Origin of the sequence: Aliiroseovarius conchicola, assembly GCF_041403445.1 — a bacterium.
In the GTDB taxonomy this organism is placed as follows: Bacteria; Pseudomonadota; Alphaproteobacteria; order Rhodobacterales; family Rhodobacteraceae; genus Aliiroseovarius; species Aliiroseovarius conchicola.
In genome coordinates this window covers 162,468-178,908 of sequence record NZ_JBGEHL010000001.1, presented here as the reverse complement: position 1 = coordinate 178,908, position 16,441 = coordinate 162,468, and the positions used below count along the sequence as shown (strand labels likewise).

The following is a 16,441-nucleotide window of genomic DNA, read 5'->3' as shown; positions in this document are numbered from 1 at the left end:
ATGAACGTGCTTGTCTATCTGATACCCGCGTCGCTTTTGCTTGGTGGCCTTGGTTTGGCCGCGTTTTTTTGGACGTTGAAGAGCGAGCAATATGACGACCCAGACGGCGACAGCCATCGCATTCTAAGCGACCGTTGGGATGATGCACCGCCCGAGGAATAGAGCTATACGAGGCCCTGATCGCGCGCGATCATTGCGGCATGGGTGCGATTGCGCGCGCCCAGTTTGCGAATAACCGACCGCATATGCATTTTTACAGTGACCTCTTGGATACCGAAGGCGTGGGCGCTCTCTTTGTTCTGTTGCCCATCACACAGCAGCGACAGGATCTGCAATTCCCGGCGGGACAGAGTACCAGATTTGTTTTTCGTGACCGCGACATTGCGTGGCAAAAGCATGACATCACAGTTGCACGACGTTACCTTGAGCGCATCCGCTAGGGTTTCCGGAGCGATCTGGGACGGGACATAAGCGGTAACCCCAGCTCGCAGCGCCTGACTGCCAATAGCCATTGTTGGAGCTTGATCCATCAGCATCACCTGAATATCCGGTCGTTGCTGGATCAGCTTCTCTACAGCCTTCAACCCACCTAGTTCCGGCGTGTTAAAATCAATGGCCAAGGTTCGCACGTCGCGGTCGCGCCGCAGAATTTCGCCTGCCTCTTGCAAAGTAGCGCAGGTCTGCAACGACGCGTCGTTTCCAAACTGCAAACCAGAATGGAGCGTGTGTTGGATGGCATTGTCAACTGTCACCAACAGGATTGTCACCAAGGCGCTCCGCGTCTCAAGTTTCGTCAGAAAGACCCCAAGTGGTTTGAGGAGGCGCAACATTCGCACAATGGTGACACTTGGAATAGGTGTCACTAGGGATAGGTTTTGGTGCCAAAAACCTGTCTAAAAGTGAGTTTTGGACCGGAAATGATGTAATTTGTGGGCAAGGGGCTATGCCCGGTCCTACGGCAAGATGCCACGTACAGCGGGACCAATCGCTTCGACAATCAAACCAACGCCCTCGGCATTTGGGTGTAGCCTGTCGTTCTGGAGATATTGCAGGCTGTCACTCGCGCTACCCGCCGCGTCGGTCAGACCGCTTAGAAAGCTCTCGTGCAGTGATACGTCGTGCACTTGGGACAGACGTACGAACCCTTGATCAAAGGCAGTCTTGTATTCCGGTCCAAAGTTTGCGGGACCGGGGATGCCGATCAGAAGCGTTGGCAGATTTCGAACACTCAATTCGGTTAGGATTTTGTCAAGGTTGTCATATGTGGCCTGAGGATCAATACCACGCAACATGTCGTTGCCGCCCAATGCGACCAGAACGGCGTCGATGTCGTCACTCAGTGCCCATCCTAGACGCGCGGCGCCGCCTGCGGATGTATCGCCTGAGACACCTCCGTTAACGACTTCTGCATCGACCCCATTTTCGTTTAACCAACGTTCCAGCTGAGGCACGAATCCAGCATCTTGAGGCAACCCGTAACCCGCTGTCAGGCTGTCGCCCAGTGCAAGGATGGTCACCGGTTGGGCATGGGCGTTGCCGGTTAGAAATATGATTGCTGCCAAGGACTTGAGAACTTGGTGCAAAACCCCATATCCAGTCGATATCATCATGTTTTCTTCCTAACAGGACTGCCTATGCCAACACCGATCATTGAGCTGACCGATGCCCGTCTGACACTTGGCCATAATGCCGGACGCACCGAAATCCTCAAGGGGATCGATCTGTCGGTCACCGCTGGGGAAACTTTGGGGCTTACGGGGCCATCTGGGTCGGGCAAATCGTCGCTCCTGATGTTGTTGGGTGGCCTGGAACAGGCGACCAGCGGGTCAGTGCAGGCCCTGGGACAAGACCTTGGTGCGATGGGCGAGGATGATCTGGCCCGTTTCCGCAGGGATCATATGGGGGTCGTGTTCCAATCTTTCCACCTTATCCCGACAATGACCGCACTAGAGAATGTCGCGACGCCATTGGAACTTGCCGGACAAGCCGACGCGTTCGAACGGGCACAGGACGAGCTTGAAGCGGTCGGCCTGTCGCATCGGGTGGATCATTACCCCAGTCAGATGTCAGGGGGCGAACAGCAACGAGTGGCCCTTGCCCGCGCCGCAGCCCCCCGTCCCGAAATACTGCTGGCGGACGAGCCTACGGGAAATCTTGATGGTACAACCGGCGCCGCGATCATGGACATTTTGTTCGGTCTTCGTGATCGGCACGGTGCCACCCTTATCCTTGTCACGCATGCGCCCGAGCTGGCAGAACGCTGCGACAGGATCGTCAACATTCAGGACGGAGTGCTGAACTGATGCGTGCGCTTACCATGGCGATCCGTCTTGCCCGCCGCGAGATGCGCGGTGGTTTGCGCGGCTTTCGCATCTTTCTGGCCTGCCTGATCCTGGGCGTGGCCGCGATTGCCGCGATTGGCAGCGTAAGGGAAGGGTTGCGCGCGGGGCTCGCCTCGCAGGGGGCGGTGCTTTTGGGTGGGGATGCCTCGGTCTCGTTTACCTATCGGTTTGCGGATGCCGAAGAACTCGAGATGCTCAAAAGCCAGAGTGATGAGTTGTCGGTGATGGCCGATTTCCGCTCGATGGCTGTGGTGGGCGATGAACGGGGGCTAACTCAAGTCAAGGCGGTGGACGATGTCTATCCGCTGGTTGGCAATGTCGTGCTCTCGCCAGATATGCCGCTGGGTGCCGCGCTGGACGGGCAGGGCGATTTTCCTGGCGCCGTCATGGATGATCTTCTGATCGCGAGGCTTGGCCTGTCGATGGGCGATACGTTCCGACTTGGTGGGTCCGAGTTTGTTTTGATGGCCGAGTTGGTCAAGGAGCCGGATAACGCCAGCGGAGGCTTTTCGCTTGGTCCGCGCACGATTGTCCGGCTTTCGGCACTAGAAGGGTCGGGCCTGCTTGCCGAGGGGACGTTGTTTAACAGTCATTACAAGATGCGTTTGCCTGACGGTCAGGACATCCCTGCTACTCAGACGGCGATCGCACCGAAGCTGGAAGCCAATGGTGCCCGCTGGCAAGACGCCCGGAATGGAGCGCCAGGCATGCGGCGGCTGATCGATCGTCTGGGTGCGTTCTTGGTATTGGTCGGATTGGCTGGACTGGCGGTCGGTGGAGTGGGTATTTCGGCTGCCGTGCGCGCCTATCTGGATGGCAAGACCGAGACGATTGCGATCCTACGCGCACTGGGCGCGAGCCGTGGCGTGATCTTTCTTACCTATTTCCTGCAAATCGGAGTGTTGACTCTTATTGGCCTGCTCTTGGGGCTGGCATTAGGCGCAGTGATCCCCGTAGCGCTCGCTCCGCTGCTGGCTCAGTCACTGCCAATACCGGCCGAGATAACCGTATATACGCGACCCTTGCTGGAAGCCGGGCTTTATGGCGTGCTGGCAGCTCTTCTTTTTACCCTTTGGCCCCTGGCGCGGTCCGAAGATGTACGCGCAGCCGCATTGTTTCGCGATGCGGCCCTCGGTTCATTTCGGATGCCCCGACTGCGGTTCGTTGGCTTATGCGTCGCGATCCTCGCCCTTCTGATCTGGTCGGCGGCGCAATTGTCGGGAATGCCGTGGCTTGCGATGTGGAGCTTCATTGGTTTGGCCGGAGCTTTCGCTGCCTTGGCACTAACAGGTCTTGCCGTGCGGTATGCGGCCCGTTGGTTGGGGCACAGGCAAGCTTTGCGAGGATGGCCCACGCTACGGATGGCTCTTGGGGTCGTTGGCGGCCCAGGGGGTGAAGCCGGTGCGGTTGTGCTGTCTCTTGGGCTTGGACTGGCGGTTCTTGCCGCGGTCGGTCAGATCGACAATAACCTGCGCGGCGCAATAGCCCGTGATTTGCCCGATGTGGCCCCAAGCTTTTTTGTGGTCGATATCCAGACCGACCAGATCGACGCTGTGAAAGAGCGTTTGGAAAGTGATCCGCTGGTAAGCCGCATCGACACAGCACCCATGTTGCGCGGGGTTATAACCGGGATCAATGATCGGCCCGCCCAAGAGGTCGCGGGCGGTCACTGGGTTTTGCGCGGGGACCGGGGGCTGACATATTCTGCCACGCCAACACGTACGAATGTGGTCGCCGGAGAATGGTGGAGCGAGGAATATGACGGCCCGCCGCAGATCAGTTTCGCAGCCCAAGAAGCCGCAGAAATGGGGATTGGGATCGGAGACAAGCTGACAGTCAATATTCTGGGTCGTGACATAACTGGTGAGATCACCAGTCTTCGGGAAGTTGATTTTAGCCAAGCAGGCATGGGTTTTATCATGACATTGAACCCGTCGGCCCTTGCGGGTGCACCGCATAGCTTTATTGCCACGATCTATGCAGATGCGGCGGGTGAGGCCGCGATTTTGCGGGATATTGGCTCGCGCTATCCTAATATCACTCTGATCTCGGTGCGAGATGCGATCACACAGGTCACAGGGTTGATGGGGCAGGTTGCGGCGGCGATCACGTATGGCGCGTTAGCGACGTTGTTGACTGGGTTCGTGGTGTTGATGGGGGCGGCTGCAGCAGGCGAGCGGGCGCGTACCTATGAGGCGGCCATCCTGAAGACACTTGGCGCCACACGTGCAGCGATCTTGAGCAATTTTGCGATCCGGTCGGCGGTTCTGGGCGCGGCCGCAGGTGTTGTTGCTGTGCTGGCGGGTGGCTTGGCCGGTTGGGCGGTCACGCATTACATCATGGAAGAGCGGTTTGTGTTCGATTTATGGAACGCCATTGCGATTGTCGCTGGGGGCGTTGTTGCGACGGTGTTGGCGGCTCTGCTTTATGCGTGGCGACCGCTATCAACGCGGCCCGCTCGGGTATTGCGGGCGAGGGAGTAAGGGGCGTTGCCCCTCTGCGCGTTCGCGCATTCACCCCAGGATATTTGAGGAAAGAAAATGAGTTAGCCGTGGGCGTCGCGGTATTCTTTCCGGATGACAAGTTTGAGGCCTGACCAGATATCATCCACGGCGCACACCTTGACGTCCACCAGCGTGGTTCGCAGGGCGGCGTTGCGGATTGTGTCTTCGGTTACGTCGGTTGGAACTTTTGAAGCTTTCTTAGGCCAGCTTATCCAGATCATACCGTCTTTGTCCAAGGCAGCGAGGAGCTTTGGGAGCGCTGTTTCGAATGTGCCGCGATCATCTGTGAACATGTGGATCACGTCATAGGGTCCCGCGAGCGTATCTGGATTGGCGTCTTCGACAGCAATGAATGCGCGGCTGCTGGTGAGTGGATCATGGGCAGCGGGGCGGTTAATCCAAGCCACGCGCTGCCCGTCTTTTAGGCCCAGTTTTTTTTCGAGCGAGGTTCCAGAATAGCCGGTCATGAGAGAAGAATAGGCGCATCTGTCGGTTCGACAAGCAAGAACGCCAAAGACCGCCCTGGTCCCGATTGGGGGGCGGCCTTCGATAGGTCTGTGCGTTGGTGTGTCAGAGGTGACGTTCCACCATCATTTTCTTGATCGACGCGATGGCCTTGGCCGGGTTTAGACCCTTCGGGCAGGTCTTGGCACAGTTCATAATGGTGTGGCAGCGGTAGAGTTTGAACGGGTCTTCCAACTCGTCCAGACGTTCGCCTGTTGCCTCGTCCCGGCTGTCGATGATCCAGCGATAGGCGTGGAGCAGCGCGGCTGGTCCAAGGTAGCGGTCGCCGTTCCACCAGTAGGATGGGCACGAGGTCGAGCAACTGGCGCACATGACGCATTCATAAAGACCATCAAGTTTTTTGCGGTCTTCAATCGACTGCCTCCACTCTTTCGCCGGCCGATTGGTTTTGGTTTCCAGCCATGGCATGATTGACGCGTGCTGCGCGTAGAAATGGGTCAGATCGGGGATCAGGTCTTTCACCACAGGCATATGCGGCAGCGGGTAGATCTTCACGTCGTCCTTGATCTCGTCCATCCCGTAGATACAGGCCAGCGTGTTGATCCCGTCGATATTCATTGCGCAGGACCCGCAGATGCCCTCGCGGCAGGACCGACGGAAGGTGAGGGTGGGATCGATCTCGTTTTTTATCTTGATCAGCGCGTCCAGAACCATTGGGCCACACGCATCCATGTCGACAAAGTAAGTATCGACACTTGGATTTTGACCGTCATCCGGATTCCAGCGGTAAATCTGGAATTTGCGGACATTCGTTGCCCCATCGGGCTTTGGCCACGTTTTACCGGTGCGGATCGTCGAGTTCTTGGGAAGCTTGAATTGAACCATGTTATTTTCTCCGTCAGACCGCCAAATTACCGAGGCCGGTGTTGGTGATACATTGAAGTGTCGCGGGCCGCTGGACGATCTCGATGATCGTTCTGCTGGAGGTTTCCGGCGTACCGGCGGCAGCCGCGCCTGCTATTGTGACAATCTCTTGTGTCGTCGCATTATCGACCACACAATTCGTGATCGGTTCCGCATTCACACCGGGAAATCGCTGAGCGACCGCAGCGTTGATTGCGACCTTTGCCTGCTGGCGCACGATTTGGTCGGTTGCGACCCCTGCGGCTTCGCAACCAGAAAGAACCAACACTGTGGTGAATGCAAAATACGCCACCCGCATCAGAACGTCCGCGCTTTTGGTGCGATTTTCTTAAGACTGATGCCGCCTTCTTCTTCAGTCGTCAGCGGGTCAGTGATCACCGGACGGTAGCTGAGGTCAACCTTGGTCCCATGTACGCGACTTACTGTGTGGACGCGCCATTTCTTGTCGTCGCGATCGGGGTAGTCCTCGTGCGCATGCGCGCCGCGGCTTTCATGGCGGGCTTCGGCGCCATGGATCGTGGCCAACGCGTTAGGCATAAGGTTGGTCAACTCCAATGTTTCCATCAGATCGGAGTTCCAGACCAGTGATCGGTCGCTGACGGACAAGTCGTCGAGTTTCGCGGCCACGGCGTCCATTTTTTCCGCACCGTCCTTCATCGTTTTGGCGGTGCGGAAGACAGCAGCGTCAGCTTGCATGGTTTTCTGCATCTCAAGACGAAGCTCTGCGGTCGGCACAGCACCGCTGGCATTGCGAAGGCCATCAAAGCGATCGAAGGCATGATCAACCGAAGCTTGGTTCAGAACCGGGTTCGCGGCATCTGCATCCACGACCTTACCCGCACGGATGGCGGCAGCACGGCCAAAGACGACGAGGTCGATCAGCGAGTTTGATCCAAGGCGGTTCGCCCCATGCACGCTTGCGCAGCCCGCTTCGCCCACGGCCATCAGGCCGGGAACCACGGCGGTGGGGTCTTTGGCTGTTGGGTTGAGCACTTCGCCCCAATAGTTCGTCGGAATGCCGCCCATGTTGTAGTGAACGGTAGGCAGTACCGGGATTGGTTCCTTGGTCACGTCCACGCCTGCAAAAATCTTGGCGCTTTCCGAGATGCCGGGCAGGCGTTCGTGCAGCGCTTCTGCGGGCAGGTGGTCAAGATGCAAGAAGATATGATCCCCTTCTGCACCAACACCGCGCCCTTCACGGATTTCCATTGTCATGGAGCGAGACACGTAGTCGCGCGGGGCGAGGTCTTTATACTGGGGCGCATAGCGCTCCATAAACCGTTCGCCTTCGGAGTTCACCAGATAGCCGCCTTCGCCGCGTGCCCCTTCGGTGATCAGACAGCCTGATCCGTAGATGCCGGTCGGGTGGAACTGAACGAACTCCATATCTTGCAGCGCCAAACCTGCGCGCGCCACCATACCGCCACCGTCGCCGGTGCAGGTGTGGGCCGAGGTGGCCGAGAAGAAGGCGCGTCCATAACCGCCGGTGGCCAGAACGACCATCTTGGCGTTGAACACATGCATCGTGCCATCGTCGAGCTTCCAGCAGACGACGCCCTGACATTGCCCGTCTTCGGACATGATCAGGTCAATGGCGAAGTATTCGACATAGAATTCCGCATTGTTCTTCAAAGATTGGCCGTAAAGCGTGTGCAGGATCGCGTGACCGGTGCGGTCAGCGGCGGCACAGGTGCGCTGCACGGCGGGGCCTTCGCCGAACTCGGTTGTGTGGCCACCAAAGGGACGCTGATAGATCTTGCCTTCTTCGGTGCGCGAGAAGGGGACGCCGTAATGCTCCAGCTCGTAAACCGCTTTGGGCGCTTCACGGGTCAGATACTCCATGGCGTCTGTATCGCCCAGCCAGTCCGAGCCCTTGACGGTGTCATACATGTGCCACTGCCAATTATCGGGGCCCATATTGGAGAGGGACGCGGCGATGCCACCTTGCGCTGCCACAGTATGCGAGCGAGTTGGGAAAACCTTGGTCACGCAAGCGGTCCGCAGGCCTTGTTCGGCCATGCCCAAGGTCGCGCGCAGACCGGCGCCACCGGCACCGACCACGACCACGTCATAATCGTGTGTTTCGTATTCGTAAGCTGCCATTTGGGTTGCTCTCCGGTCTTAAAAGGCGATGCGGCCGAGGCCATAAAGGCCAACTGCCAAAACGGTGTACGCGAGTGCAGTGCAGACGATCACGAGGACCTTCTTGGTGACACCACGCGAGTAATCCTCGATCACCACTTGAATGCCGTGGCGGAAGTGGACCATGGAAACCACAAGCGTCATGGCCGCGATGATGGCGGGGAATGGACGCTGGTAATAGGCAATGGCTTCCTCGTAAGGCAAGCCAAGGGCGCGACCAAAGGTCAGCGCGAAAAGCGGCATCAGGATCAATAGGCCCACAGCCGAAATCGCCTGGCCCCAGAAATGTTCGGTTCCCGAATGGGACGATCCTTTGCCCTCAGCGCGCTTGCGGTCGGTTAGATAATGCATGTCCCGCTCCTTCACACGATAATGGCGACGATGATCGCCAGAACAACAGAGCCAATGATGACGCCAATGCCCATTTTCTCGGCGGTCTCGACCTCGAGCCCCAGTCCGATATCCCAAATCAGATGTCGTAGACCGGACAGCGCGTGGTAGCACAGCGCCCAGAGGGCCAGAAACATGATCACGTCACCAAGGAACGATGTCATCAATCCGTTCACAACTGCGTAACATTCTGGACCCACCGCCGCTGCAAAGAACCACGCCACAACCAAGACCGCGGCACCCAGCAGGGCAACGCCCGTAATTCGAGCAAAGATCGAGGTGATGGAGGTCAGCTGCGGGCGGTAAACTTGCAGGTGCGGAGATAGCGGGCGATCGCCCCTATTCACGTCGGCCATGGCGGTCTCCTTTCGTCAATTTCGACTGTTGAGACAGCAATAGCGCCATTTGTGGGGCGGAGTCACGTCTTATGGACAGGAAAACACAGAGAAATTGCGCTAACAAGGGCGATTTGACATTCTTGTGATCACAATTTTTAACGATGTGATCACAAGTAAATCAGCGTCATTTCCGACTGAAATAGTCGGAAGATGCGGTGCAGTTTGCGGTACGCCACCAGACCTCGCTACTTCGGCATCAAGGCCCAGTAGTCGAGGTCCAGCATCACTTCTGGCAAGTATTTCCCGTCGTCGCCCTTCAGTGCGAACTCTGGCGCGCCATGTTTCACTGCAACCAAGCGCAAGCGTATTGCGCCGACACCCGGTGCGTCCGTGTCGGCCTTATCCAAGACCTCGGACCAGGCGCGGATCGTGTCGCCCGAGAAGCAAGGGTTGGCATGCGCGCCGCCGTTTAGGCCCACGATCATCTGGGCGTTGGCCAGTCCGTTGAACGACAATGCCCGCGCCATCGAAATGACGTGACCGCCATAGATCAGCCGTTGCCCGTCTGGTCGGAAGGTGGCATCGAAATGGACTTTAGCAGTGTTCTGCCACAAACGCGTGGCCATCATGTGTTCGGCTTCTTCGACGGTGACTCCGTCAACATGGTCGATCTTTTCGCCAATCTCGTAGTCGCCCCAACGGTGCGGTTCACCTGCGAGTGTAAAATCATAATCCTCAAAGTTCAGCGCTTCAGGAATGACTAGGTCACCAGCATCCAACACGCCTTTCAGCTCGGGGATTACAGTTTCCGGCGCTGGCGCATCCAGATTGTTTTTGCGCACCATAACCCAGCGGACGTATTCCAACACAGGCTCACCCACTTGGTCGAAACCACGTGTGCGCACCCAGACGACACCGGATTTGCCATTGGAGTTCTGTTTCAATCCGATGACTTCGGACACAGACCGCAATGTGTCGCCCGGATAGACTGGCTTTAGCCAGCGTCCTTCAGCGTAACCAAGATTGGCCACCGCGTTCAGCGAAATATCGGGTACGGTTTTGCCAAACACCACGTGAAAGGCGATCAGATCGTCTATCGGAGAGCCTTCAAGCCCCGAATTGCCCGCAAATTCGTCCGAGGAATACAGGGCATGACGCGCGGGATAGAGCGCGTGATAGAGCGCGCGCTCGCCCTCGGCCACTGTACGCGGCACGGCATGGTGGATCACATCGCCCAGTGTGTAGTCCTCGAAAAAATGGCCAGGATTGGTCTTGGCGGTGGGGGCCATCAGTGTTCTCCAAGTTTGGTGTCAGGCGTGTAGGTGCCGGGTGCGTCTTTTACCACCGCTTGGGCACAGCGCATTTTTCCAGTGGTTGGGTCGTGTGCATAAGCGGGGGAACCGTGCAGGTCCCACCCCTTGTTCATCGCGTTTGTCACCTTGTGGCAGAAGGCCGAGGTGTCATCTTCGGTCAGCAATCGATAGAGTTTCATGCGTTACATCCCAAAAGGCGACGGGCCGACAAGGTCGTGGATCGTGCCGACCACAAGGGTCAATACAATTGCTGCGCCAAAGAATATTGCGTCTTTCTTGATCGCGCCTTTGGGGTTTGGCTGCCAATCTGGTTCGGCACGATTGATGACGATGATCTCAGCCACGGCCCAAATCGTAAGACCGCCGAACAGCACCATTGATCCAAGGTCTGGGTTCACGATGATATGAGCGACGGCCCAGACGATAAACCCGGTCAGCATCGGGTGGCGCATCTTGTAAAACAGGGCACCTTTCGATGGGCCCGGGCTGACAAGATAGAACGCAAACACGATCGCAATGTTGTTGAGTGGTTTGAAATAAGCCGGGTAAAGCAACAGATCGGGGCTATCGACCAGCTTAAATCCGATAACCATCACCACGACACTGACAAGGATAACCAGTGCCGATATACCTCTTGCTTTGCTGCCCATTGCAGCGTGATGGGCGGGCACGACGCGTTTCCAAAAGTGGCCTGCATACCACAGGGCAAGACCGAGGATGAGGATGGGCATGTTGGGTCTCCTAAATTAAGGGCCTAGCCCTCCATCACCGCGATGGCAGAGGCTTTGGCGAGGATGCCTTGTGCCGTCACAACATGCAGATTCTCGACGATTTTACCATCCACAACTGCAACCCCTTGCCCCGAGGTTTCTGCCGCCTCAAAGGCGGTGATTTGACGTTGGGCCAAATCAATCTCGGCCTCTGACGGTGCAAAGGCCGTGTTGGCAATCGCCAATTGCGCGGGGTGGATCAGGGTTTTTCCGTCCATCCCCAAATCGCGGCCCTGATCGCATTCCGCTTTCAGCCCGTCATCGTCCTTGAAGGCGTTGTAAACGCCGTCGATGATCACTACCCCAAATGCCTTCGCCGCAACGAGGCACATATGCAAACCGCCCATCATGGGCAGCCGATCCGCCCGGAAGCGGGTGTTCAGCTCTTTCGCCAGATCATTGGTGCCCATGACAAAACCCTTCAGGCGCGGATGGGCGGCGATTTCAGCTGCATTCAGCATTCCCAGCGGCGTTTCCATCATCGCCCAAAGATCGACATCCGGGATAAGTGTGGCCAGTTCGTCGAGCTGAGCCGCCGATCCAACTTTCGGCATCAGGATGGCGTCAATATCAGCATCAACAAACGCTGCCACGTCGTCTTTGCCCCATTCGGTGTCAAACCCGTTGATGCGCACGATCTTGGCGCGGTTTCCGTAACCGCCTTTCGCAAGCTCTGCCTTTAACGTGGTGCGCGCGTCGATCTTGGCATCGGGCGCAACCGCGTCCTCCAGATCGAAGATAATAGCATCTGCGGGCAACCCGCGCGCCTTGTCCAATGCGCGTTCTTTCGAACCGGGAATATAGAGGACAGAGCGATAGGGGCGCGTATCCGGGGTAGGCGTCATGATTCTAAGTCTCCGCAACAATCTTGCGCGTAGCATCGCGATTGCGCAGCTTTTCGCAAGGGCAAATTGCTGCGATGCAGAATATTTAGCCTTGCGAGGCCGTGCGCGCGCGTGACGCTTTAGATGGCGCAGCGGCTTCTCAACCCAGGACGGTGCGTTAACCAGTTCTTTGATGTTGAAACACAGTCTTCACCTATCTGCTGAGCGATAGAAGCGCCAGCGTCGCGGAGGAAAGGGAAGACCCATGAAACACCACATACTGGCCTTTGGTATGATCACAGGTGCCGTGCTTTTTTCAGTGCAGAACGCCCATGCGGAGCGTCTCAATTGTGCGCCGCGCAACGCCTTGATTGAGCGATTGGCCGAGGCATACGGCGAAACAAGACGGTCTATTGGATTGGCGGCCAACAACACGATGGTCGAGGTGTTTGCCTCAAGCGAAAGCGGTACATGGACGATCACCGTAACTACCCCACAGGGCATCACTTGCCTTGTTGCTAACGGTCGCAGTTTTGAGACTCTGAACGAAGTACCAACGCCTGCAATGTTGGGGAAGCCGGTCTGAAAGCCACCATATGGCTTTTAGGTCAAGGCTTCCCAAATCAACTTCGTGCCGGTGATCAGCAGGAATAGATAGGTGAAGGCAAAGAACATCCGTTCGGAAATGCTTCGATGCAAAACGACGCCGATCCAGACACCTACGACCGCAAAGGGAATAAGGTAGAGATCTGCTTTTGCGGTTTGCCAAGAAAAGATCCCCAAAGCGAAATAGGGAATGAACTTTAGAAGGTTGATTGCCCAGAAGCTGATCACCGTCGTTCCCTGAAACGTGGTTTTGTCCAAGCGTCGTGATAACAAGAATACGGCCGCGGGGGGGCCGCCTGCATGGCTAATGAAGCTGGTAAATCCCGCAATCAAGCCCCAGAAACCACCGGCTTTGCCGGACATGGGCTTGGCGGCCGGCTGTATTAATCCGCGCGTGCGGGCCGCTTGAAAAGCAACAAAGCCGACAGCGATCAGGCCGATGAGCAGACGGAAAATATCTGGATCGGCAATGGAGTAGAGAAGCGCGCCCACCGCGACACCTGGAATGGCGCCCAAGATCAGAGCTTTCGCGGACGGCGTATCCCACTTACGCCAGTAGGGTTTCAACGCAGTTACATCCATCAGCATTAAAAGCGGCAGCATCAGACCAATCGCAGCGCCAGGCTCCAGAATCAAAGCCAGCAGTGGCGTGGCCGCAAAGGCCGCACCCGATCCGAAACCGCCCTTGGAAATACCCGCGAAAATCACGGCAGGGATCGCGAACATAAAGAATGTGAGGTCAAGTGCCTCGGGCATAGGATATCCTCAAACCGCTGGAAAACGAGTGCTTTAGCGCTATCGCGTCACGCAGTTCGGCGCAAGCGCTTCGCCATGCCGCAGCGCGGCACTCTTGCACCAGCGGGATATAAGGACTACGCATGCGCCCGAAATCAACTGATCGGAGATCAAACTCATGGCCAGACCCAAGATAGCCCTTATCGGTAGCGGCATGATCGGTGGCACCCTTGCTCACCTCGCTGCACTGAAAGAAATGGGCGACGTCGTCCTTTTTGACATCGCTGACGGAATTCCTCAGGGCAAGGCCCTGGATATCGCTGAAAGCGGACCAGTCGAAGGCTTCGACGCGACACTTTCGGGCACCACATCTTACGAAGGTATTGCTGGCGCTGACGTCTGCATCGTGACCGCTGGCGTTCCACGCAAACCGGGCATGAGCCGCGATGACCTGTTGGGTATTAACCTGAAAGTCATGAAGTCGGTTGGCGAGGGCATCAAAGAGCATGCGCCAAACGCGTTTGTGATCTGCATCACCAACCCGCTGGATGCCATGGTTTGGGCGCTGCGTGAATTTTCGGGCCTGCCGCATCAGAAAGTGGTCGGTATGGCAGGCGTTCTGGACTCCGCGCGCTTCCGTCACTTCTTGTCGGTTGAATTTGACGTGTCCATGCGTGACGTGAACGCTTTTGTTCTGGGCGGACACGGCGACACCATGGTGCCGCTGCCCCGTTATTCGACTGTTGGCGGCATTCCTTTGCCTGACCTCGTTGAAATGGGCTGGACCAGCCAAGAAAAACTGGACGCGATTGTTCAACGCACCCGCGATGGCGGTGCCGAGATTGTTGGCCTGTTGAAAACTGGCTCTGCTTACTACGCGCCGGCCGCCTCGGCGATTGAAATGGCTCAGGCTTACCTCAATGACCAGAAGCGTGTCCTGCCTTGTGCGGCATATGTGGACGGCGCCTATGGCCTCGACGGTTTCTACGTTGGCGTTCCGACTGTGATCGGTGCGAACGGCATTGAAAAGGTCATCGACATCAAGCTGAGCAAAGACGAACAAGCCATGTTTGATAAATCGGTCGACGCCGTAAAAGGCCTGGTCGAGGCTTGTAAGGGCATCGACAGTTCGCTGGCCTGATCCACCGTACGACAAGTTTTACAGGGCGCCCTTCGCGAAGGGCGCCTTCTTCATTTTCGACGGAATGTCATTTTGAATCACCTGATTCCAGAGATTCTGTGCATGTGAAGTGTTTTGTGATCACGGATTTTTCGGTGTGATCACAAATTCGCGCAGTTAGCGCAAAAATCCCCCTTTTTCGCAAAAAACAATTTCAGCCCGGTTTCCAGTTGTGCATGGTGTCCAAGACCCATTGGATCAATTGGATAGGATGATTTCATGAACATTCATGAATACCAGGCGAAGGCCCTTCTTAAGTCCTACGGCGCACCCGTTTCTGACGGACGTGTCGTTCTAAAGGCAGAAGACGCTAAGACCGCCGCAGGTGAACTCGACGGCCCACTTTGGGTGGTCAAAGCGCAAATTCACGCAGGTGGACGCGGCAAAGGCTCCTTCAAGGAAGCTGACGCTGGCGAAAAAGGCGGTGTTCGCCTGACCAAGTCGGTGCAAGAGGCCGCTGAAGAAGCCAAAAAGATGCTGGGCCGCACCCTTGTGACCCACCAAACCGGACCTGTCGGCAAACAAGTGAACCGCATCTACATCGAAGCCGGAGCAGGCATCGAGCGTGAGTTGTACCTTGCACTGCTTGTAGACCGCCAAACATCGCGCATCTCGTTTGTTTGTTCGACCGAAGGCGGGATGGATATTGAAGAGGTCGCCGCAGCGACACCTGAGAAGATCCTTAGCTTCTCGGTTGATCCGGCGACGGGTTATCAGGCCTTCCATGGCCGCCGTATTGCCTTTGCGCTGGGCCTTGAAGGCGCGCAGATCAAACAATGTGTGGCTTTGATGGCCAAGCTTTACAAAGCGTTCACTGAAAAAGACATGGAGATGCTGGAGATCAACCCGCTGATCGTATCTGACAGCGGTGACCTGAAAGTGCTGGATGCAAAGGTCGGCTTTGACGGCAACGCTGTCTATCGCCACCCGGATATCGCTGAACTGCGCGACACCACCGAAGAAGACTCGAAAGAGCTGGAAGCGTCGAAATACGACCTGAACTACATCGCTCTGGATGGCGAGATTGGTTGCATGGTGAACGGTGCGGGTCTTGCGATGGCCACAATGGACATCATCAAGCTTTACGGTGCTGAACCGGCCAACTTCCTTGATGTGGGCGGTGGCGCGACCAAAGAGAAAGTGACCGAAGCCTTCAAGATCATCACCTCGGACCCCAACGTGAAGGGCATCCTTGTGAACATCTTCGGAGGCATCATGCGCTGTGACGTCATCGCCGAGGGCGTGGTTGCGGCAGTGAAAGAAGTGGGCCTGCAAGTGCCACTGGTCGTGCGGCTGGAAGGTACCAATGTGGAAGCTGGCAAAGACATCATCAACAACTCCGACGTTGATGTTATCGCTGCTGACAACCTGTCGGACGGTGCTGAGAAGATCGTGAAGGCGGTTAAAGGTTGATGCGTTCCATTTTCTTCAAATTGGGACTTGTGGCGATGCTTGGGTATTTTGCTTCACCTTCTGTTTCGGTTGCTGAGACTGCGGCAGAAGCACAATCTCGTGCTCTGTTGTTGTTTGAGAAGTCATGTCTAAGGGCATTTCCAAACTTCGAGAAAGTAGACGCAATACTAGCGAAAGAAGGCTTTGAAAAAAGCAAGAACGGCTGGGTGTCCTCTGACGGTGAATTCGTTAACCCGGCTGTTGAGCTTTCAGGTGGTGGGACGGCGTGTATTGTCACCCGTCAAAAAACCGATGCTAAGGGCATGGCCCAAGGACTCGCTAATCTTCTTCAACGTCAAAAAGTTCAGGGGTTGGCAGTGAAAGCTACCAAAGGCTCCAAATCAACAGCTGCCTTTTCCAAAGGTGGAATCGGAGCAAAAGTTGTTGTCAGCAACCTATCCAACGGCAGATCTAAGGTCGCCTCCCTGACCATATTCAAAAACTAAGGAGACTACC

General features: G+C 56.5%; 20 protein-coding genes. 7 read left to right on the top strand and 13 right to left on the bottom strand.

The features are described from left to right. A complete protein-coding gene (gene ccoS, locus V6N04_RS00865; RefSeq protein WP_371168222.1) occupies positions 1-162 on the top strand; it encodes a cbb3-type cytochrome oxidase assembly protein CcoS in 162 nt (53 codons plus the stop codon). A 2-nt stretch (positions 163-164) separates the two neighbouring features. Here the strand turns inward: ccoS and V6N04_RS00860 are convergent, their stop codons facing one another. Both V6N04_RS00860 and V6N04_RS00855 read right to left on the bottom strand, forming a co-directional pair. Beyond that, positions 165-767 (bottom strand): LuxR C-terminal-related transcriptional regulator, encoded by a 603-nt coding sequence (locus V6N04_RS00860; RefSeq protein WP_371168221.1) that lies wholly within the window; start codon positions 765-767, stop codon positions 165-167. A 186-nt stretch (positions 768-953) separates the two neighbouring features. Then, entirely contained in the window at positions 954-1,610 is a 657-nt protein-coding gene (locus V6N04_RS00855) for an arylesterase (protein WP_371168220.1), read from the bottom strand. A 24-nt stretch (positions 1,611-1,634) separates the two neighbouring features. On the opposite strand from V6N04_RS00855, the gene V6N04_RS00850 reads away from it, so the two are divergent. Both V6N04_RS00850 and V6N04_RS00845 read left to right on the top strand, forming a co-directional pair. Next, positions 1,635-2,303 carry an ABC transporter ATP-binding protein gene (locus V6N04_RS00850; RefSeq protein ID WP_371168219.1) on the top strand — a complete coding sequence of 223 codons (669 nt, stop codon included), beginning with the start codon at positions 1,635-1,637 and terminating at the stop codon, positions 2,301-2,303. Next, the gene (locus tag V6N04_RS00845; protein ID WP_371168218.1) at positions 2,303-4,825 is read left to right on the top strand and encodes an ABC transporter permease; all 2,523 of its coding nucleotides are present in this window, start codon (positions 2,303-2,305) and stop codon (positions 4,823-4,825) included. Before V6N04_RS00850 ends, V6N04_RS00845 begins: the two co-directional genes overlap by 1 nt. A gap of 62 nt (positions 4,826-4,887) precedes the next feature. Here V6N04_RS00845 and V6N04_RS00840 read toward each other — a convergent pair whose 3' ends face one another. The 10 genes from V6N04_RS00840 to V6N04_RS00795 all read right to left on the bottom strand — a co-directional run bounded on the left by V6N04_RS00840 (position 4,888) and on the right by V6N04_RS00795 (position 12,033). Further along, the gene (locus tag V6N04_RS00840; RefSeq protein ID WP_371168217.1) at positions 4,888-5,253 is read right to left on the bottom strand and encodes a DUF3052 family protein; all 366 of its coding nucleotides are present in this window, start codon (positions 5,251-5,253) and stop codon (positions 4,888-4,890) included. Between the two features lie 163 nt (positions 5,254-5,416). Beyond that, the gene (locus V6N04_RS00835; protein WP_371168216.1) at positions 5,417-6,196 is read right to left on the bottom strand and encodes a succinate dehydrogenase iron-sulfur subunit; all 780 of its coding nucleotides are present in this window, start codon (positions 6,194-6,196) and stop codon (positions 5,417-5,419) included. 13 nt (positions 6,197-6,209) lie between these two features. Next, a complete protein-coding gene (locus tag V6N04_RS00830) occupies positions 6,210-6,533 on the bottom strand; it encodes a putative periplasmic lipoprotein (protein ID WP_371168215.1) in 324 nt (107 codons plus the stop codon). Continuing rightward, complete coding sequence (gene sdhA, locus V6N04_RS00825; protein ID WP_371168214.1) at positions 6,533-8,338, bottom strand: succinate dehydrogenase flavoprotein subunit; 1,806 nt, start codon at positions 8,336-8,338, stop codon at positions 6,533-6,535. The genes V6N04_RS00830 and sdhA overlap by 1 nt, the downstream gene beginning before the upstream one ends. 18 nt (positions 8,339-8,356) lie before the next feature. Then, complete coding sequence (gene sdhD, locus V6N04_RS00820) at positions 8,357-8,728, bottom strand: succinate dehydrogenase, hydrophobic membrane anchor protein (protein WP_371168213.1); 372 nt, start codon at positions 8,726-8,728, stop codon at positions 8,357-8,359. Positions 8,729-8,739: 11 nt separating this feature from the next. Further along, complete coding sequence (gene sdhC, locus V6N04_RS00815) at positions 8,740-9,123, bottom strand: succinate dehydrogenase, cytochrome b556 subunit (protein WP_371168212.1); 384 nt, start codon at positions 9,121-9,123, stop codon at positions 8,740-8,742. 227 nt (positions 9,124-9,350) lie between these two features. Continuing rightward, entirely contained in the window at positions 9,351-10,394 is a 1,044-nt protein-coding gene (locus tag V6N04_RS00810) for a MaoC family dehydratase (RefSeq protein ID WP_371168211.1), read from the bottom strand. After that, complete coding sequence (locus V6N04_RS00805) at positions 10,394-10,597, bottom strand: DUF1737 domain-containing protein (RefSeq protein ID WP_371168210.1); 204 nt, start codon at positions 10,595-10,597, stop codon at positions 10,394-10,396. The genes V6N04_RS00810 and V6N04_RS00805 overlap by 1 nt, the downstream gene beginning before the upstream one ends. A gap of 3 nt (positions 10,598-10,600) precedes the next feature. After that, positions 10,601-11,149, bottom strand: coding sequence for an NnrU family protein (locus tag V6N04_RS00800; RefSeq protein ID WP_371168209.1), 549 nt, complete (start codon positions 11,147-11,149; stop codon positions 10,601-10,603). Positions 11,150-11,172: 23 nt separating this feature from the next. Further along, positions 11,173-12,033: an HpcH/HpaI aldolase/citrate lyase family protein gene (locus V6N04_RS00795; RefSeq protein WP_371168208.1), complete on the bottom strand. Its 861-nt coding sequence runs from the start codon at positions 12,031-12,033 to the stop codon at positions 11,173-11,175. 244 nt (positions 12,034-12,277) lie between these two features. On the opposite strand from V6N04_RS00795, the gene V6N04_RS00790 reads away from it, so the two are divergent. Then, positions 12,278-12,598 carry a hypothetical protein gene (locus tag V6N04_RS00790; RefSeq protein ID WP_371168207.1) on the top strand — a complete coding sequence of 107 codons (321 nt, stop codon included), beginning with the start codon at positions 12,278-12,280 and terminating at the stop codon, positions 12,596-12,598. A 17-nt stretch (positions 12,599-12,615) separates the two neighbouring features. Here V6N04_RS00790 and V6N04_RS00785 read toward each other — a convergent pair whose 3' ends face one another. Further along, positions 12,616-13,374, bottom strand: a complete 759-nt coding sequence (locus V6N04_RS00785; RefSeq protein ID WP_371168206.1) for a sulfite exporter TauE/SafE family protein — start codon at positions 13,372-13,374, stop codon at positions 12,616-12,618. A gap of 157 nt (positions 13,375-13,531) precedes the next feature. On the opposite strand from V6N04_RS00785, the gene mdh reads away from it, so the two are divergent. From mdh to V6N04_RS00770, 3 genes are all read left to right on the top strand, one after another. Next, entirely contained in the window at positions 13,532-14,494 is a 963-nt protein-coding gene (gene mdh / locus V6N04_RS00780) for a malate dehydrogenase (RefSeq protein ID WP_371168205.1), read from the top strand. A gap of 258 nt (positions 14,495-14,752) precedes the next feature. Then, on the top strand, positions 14,753-15,946 hold the full coding sequence (gene sucC / locus V6N04_RS00775) for an ADP-forming succinate--CoA ligase subunit beta (RefSeq protein WP_371168204.1): 1,194 nt from the start codon (positions 14,753-14,755) through the stop codon (positions 15,944-15,946). After that, positions 15,943-16,431, top strand: coding sequence for a hypothetical protein (locus tag V6N04_RS00770; RefSeq protein WP_371168203.1), 489 nt, complete (start codon positions 15,943-15,945; stop codon positions 16,429-16,431). The genes sucC and V6N04_RS00770 overlap by 4 nt, the downstream gene beginning before the upstream one ends. Positions 16,432-16,441 lie beyond the last annotated feature (10 nt).

Coding starts and splice junctions, on each gene's coding strand:
- ccoS (WP_371168222.1), top strand. CDS start 1: ATGAACGTGCTTGTCTATCTGATACCCGCGTCGCTTTTGCTTGGTGGC.
- V6N04_RS00855 (WP_371168220.1), bottom strand. CDS start 1,610: ATGATGATATCGACTGGATATGGGGTTTTGCACCAAGTTCTCAAGTCC.
- V6N04_RS00850 (WP_371168219.1), top strand. CDS start 1,635: ATGCCAACACCGATCATTGAGCTGACCGATGCCCGTCTGACACTTGGC.
- V6N04_RS00845 (WP_371168218.1), top strand. CDS start 2,303: ATGCGTGCGCTTACCATGGCGATCCGTCTTGCCCGCCGCGAGATGCGC.
- V6N04_RS00835 (WP_371168216.1), bottom strand. CDS start 6,196: ATGGTTCAATTCAAGCTTCCCAAGAACTCGACGATCCGCACCGGTAAA.
- V6N04_RS00830 (WP_371168215.1), bottom strand. CDS start 6,533: ATGCGGGTGGCGTATTTTGCATTCACCACAGTGTTGGTTCTTTCTGGT.
- sdhA (WP_371168214.1), bottom strand. CDS start 8,338: ATGGCAGCTTACGAATACGAAACACACGATTATGACGTGGTCGTGGTC.
- sdhD (WP_371168213.1), bottom strand. CDS start 8,728: ATGCATTATCTAACCGACCGCAAGCGCGCTGAGGGCAAAGGATCGTCC.
- sdhC (WP_371168212.1), bottom strand. CDS start 9,123: ATGGCCGACGTGAATAGGGGCGATCGCCCGCTATCTCCGCACCTGCAA.
- V6N04_RS00810 (WP_371168211.1), bottom strand. CDS start 10,394: ATGGCCCCCACCGCCAAGACCAATCCTGGCCATTTTTTCGAGGACTAC.
- V6N04_RS00805 (WP_371168210.1), bottom strand. CDS start 10,597: ATGAAACTCTATCGATTGCTGACCGAAGATGACACCTCGGCCTTCTGC.
- V6N04_RS00800 (WP_371168209.1), bottom strand. CDS start 11,149: ATGCCCATCCTCATCCTCGGTCTTGCCCTGTGGTATGCAGGCCACTTT.
- V6N04_RS00795 (WP_371168208.1), bottom strand. CDS start 12,033: ATGACGCCTACCCCGGATACGCGCCCCTATCGCTCTGTCCTCTATATT.
- V6N04_RS00790 (WP_371168207.1), top strand. CDS start 12,278: ATGAAACACCACATACTGGCCTTTGGTATGATCACAGGTGCCGTGCTT.
- V6N04_RS00785 (WP_371168206.1), bottom strand. CDS start 13,374: ATGCCCGAGGCACTTGACCTCACATTCTTTATGTTCGCGATCCCTGCC.
- mdh (WP_371168205.1), top strand. CDS start 13,532: ATGGCCAGACCCAAGATAGCCCTTATCGGTAGCGGCATGATCGGTGGC.
- sucC (WP_371168204.1), top strand. CDS start 14,753: ATGAACATTCATGAATACCAGGCGAAGGCCCTTCTTAAGTCCTACGGC.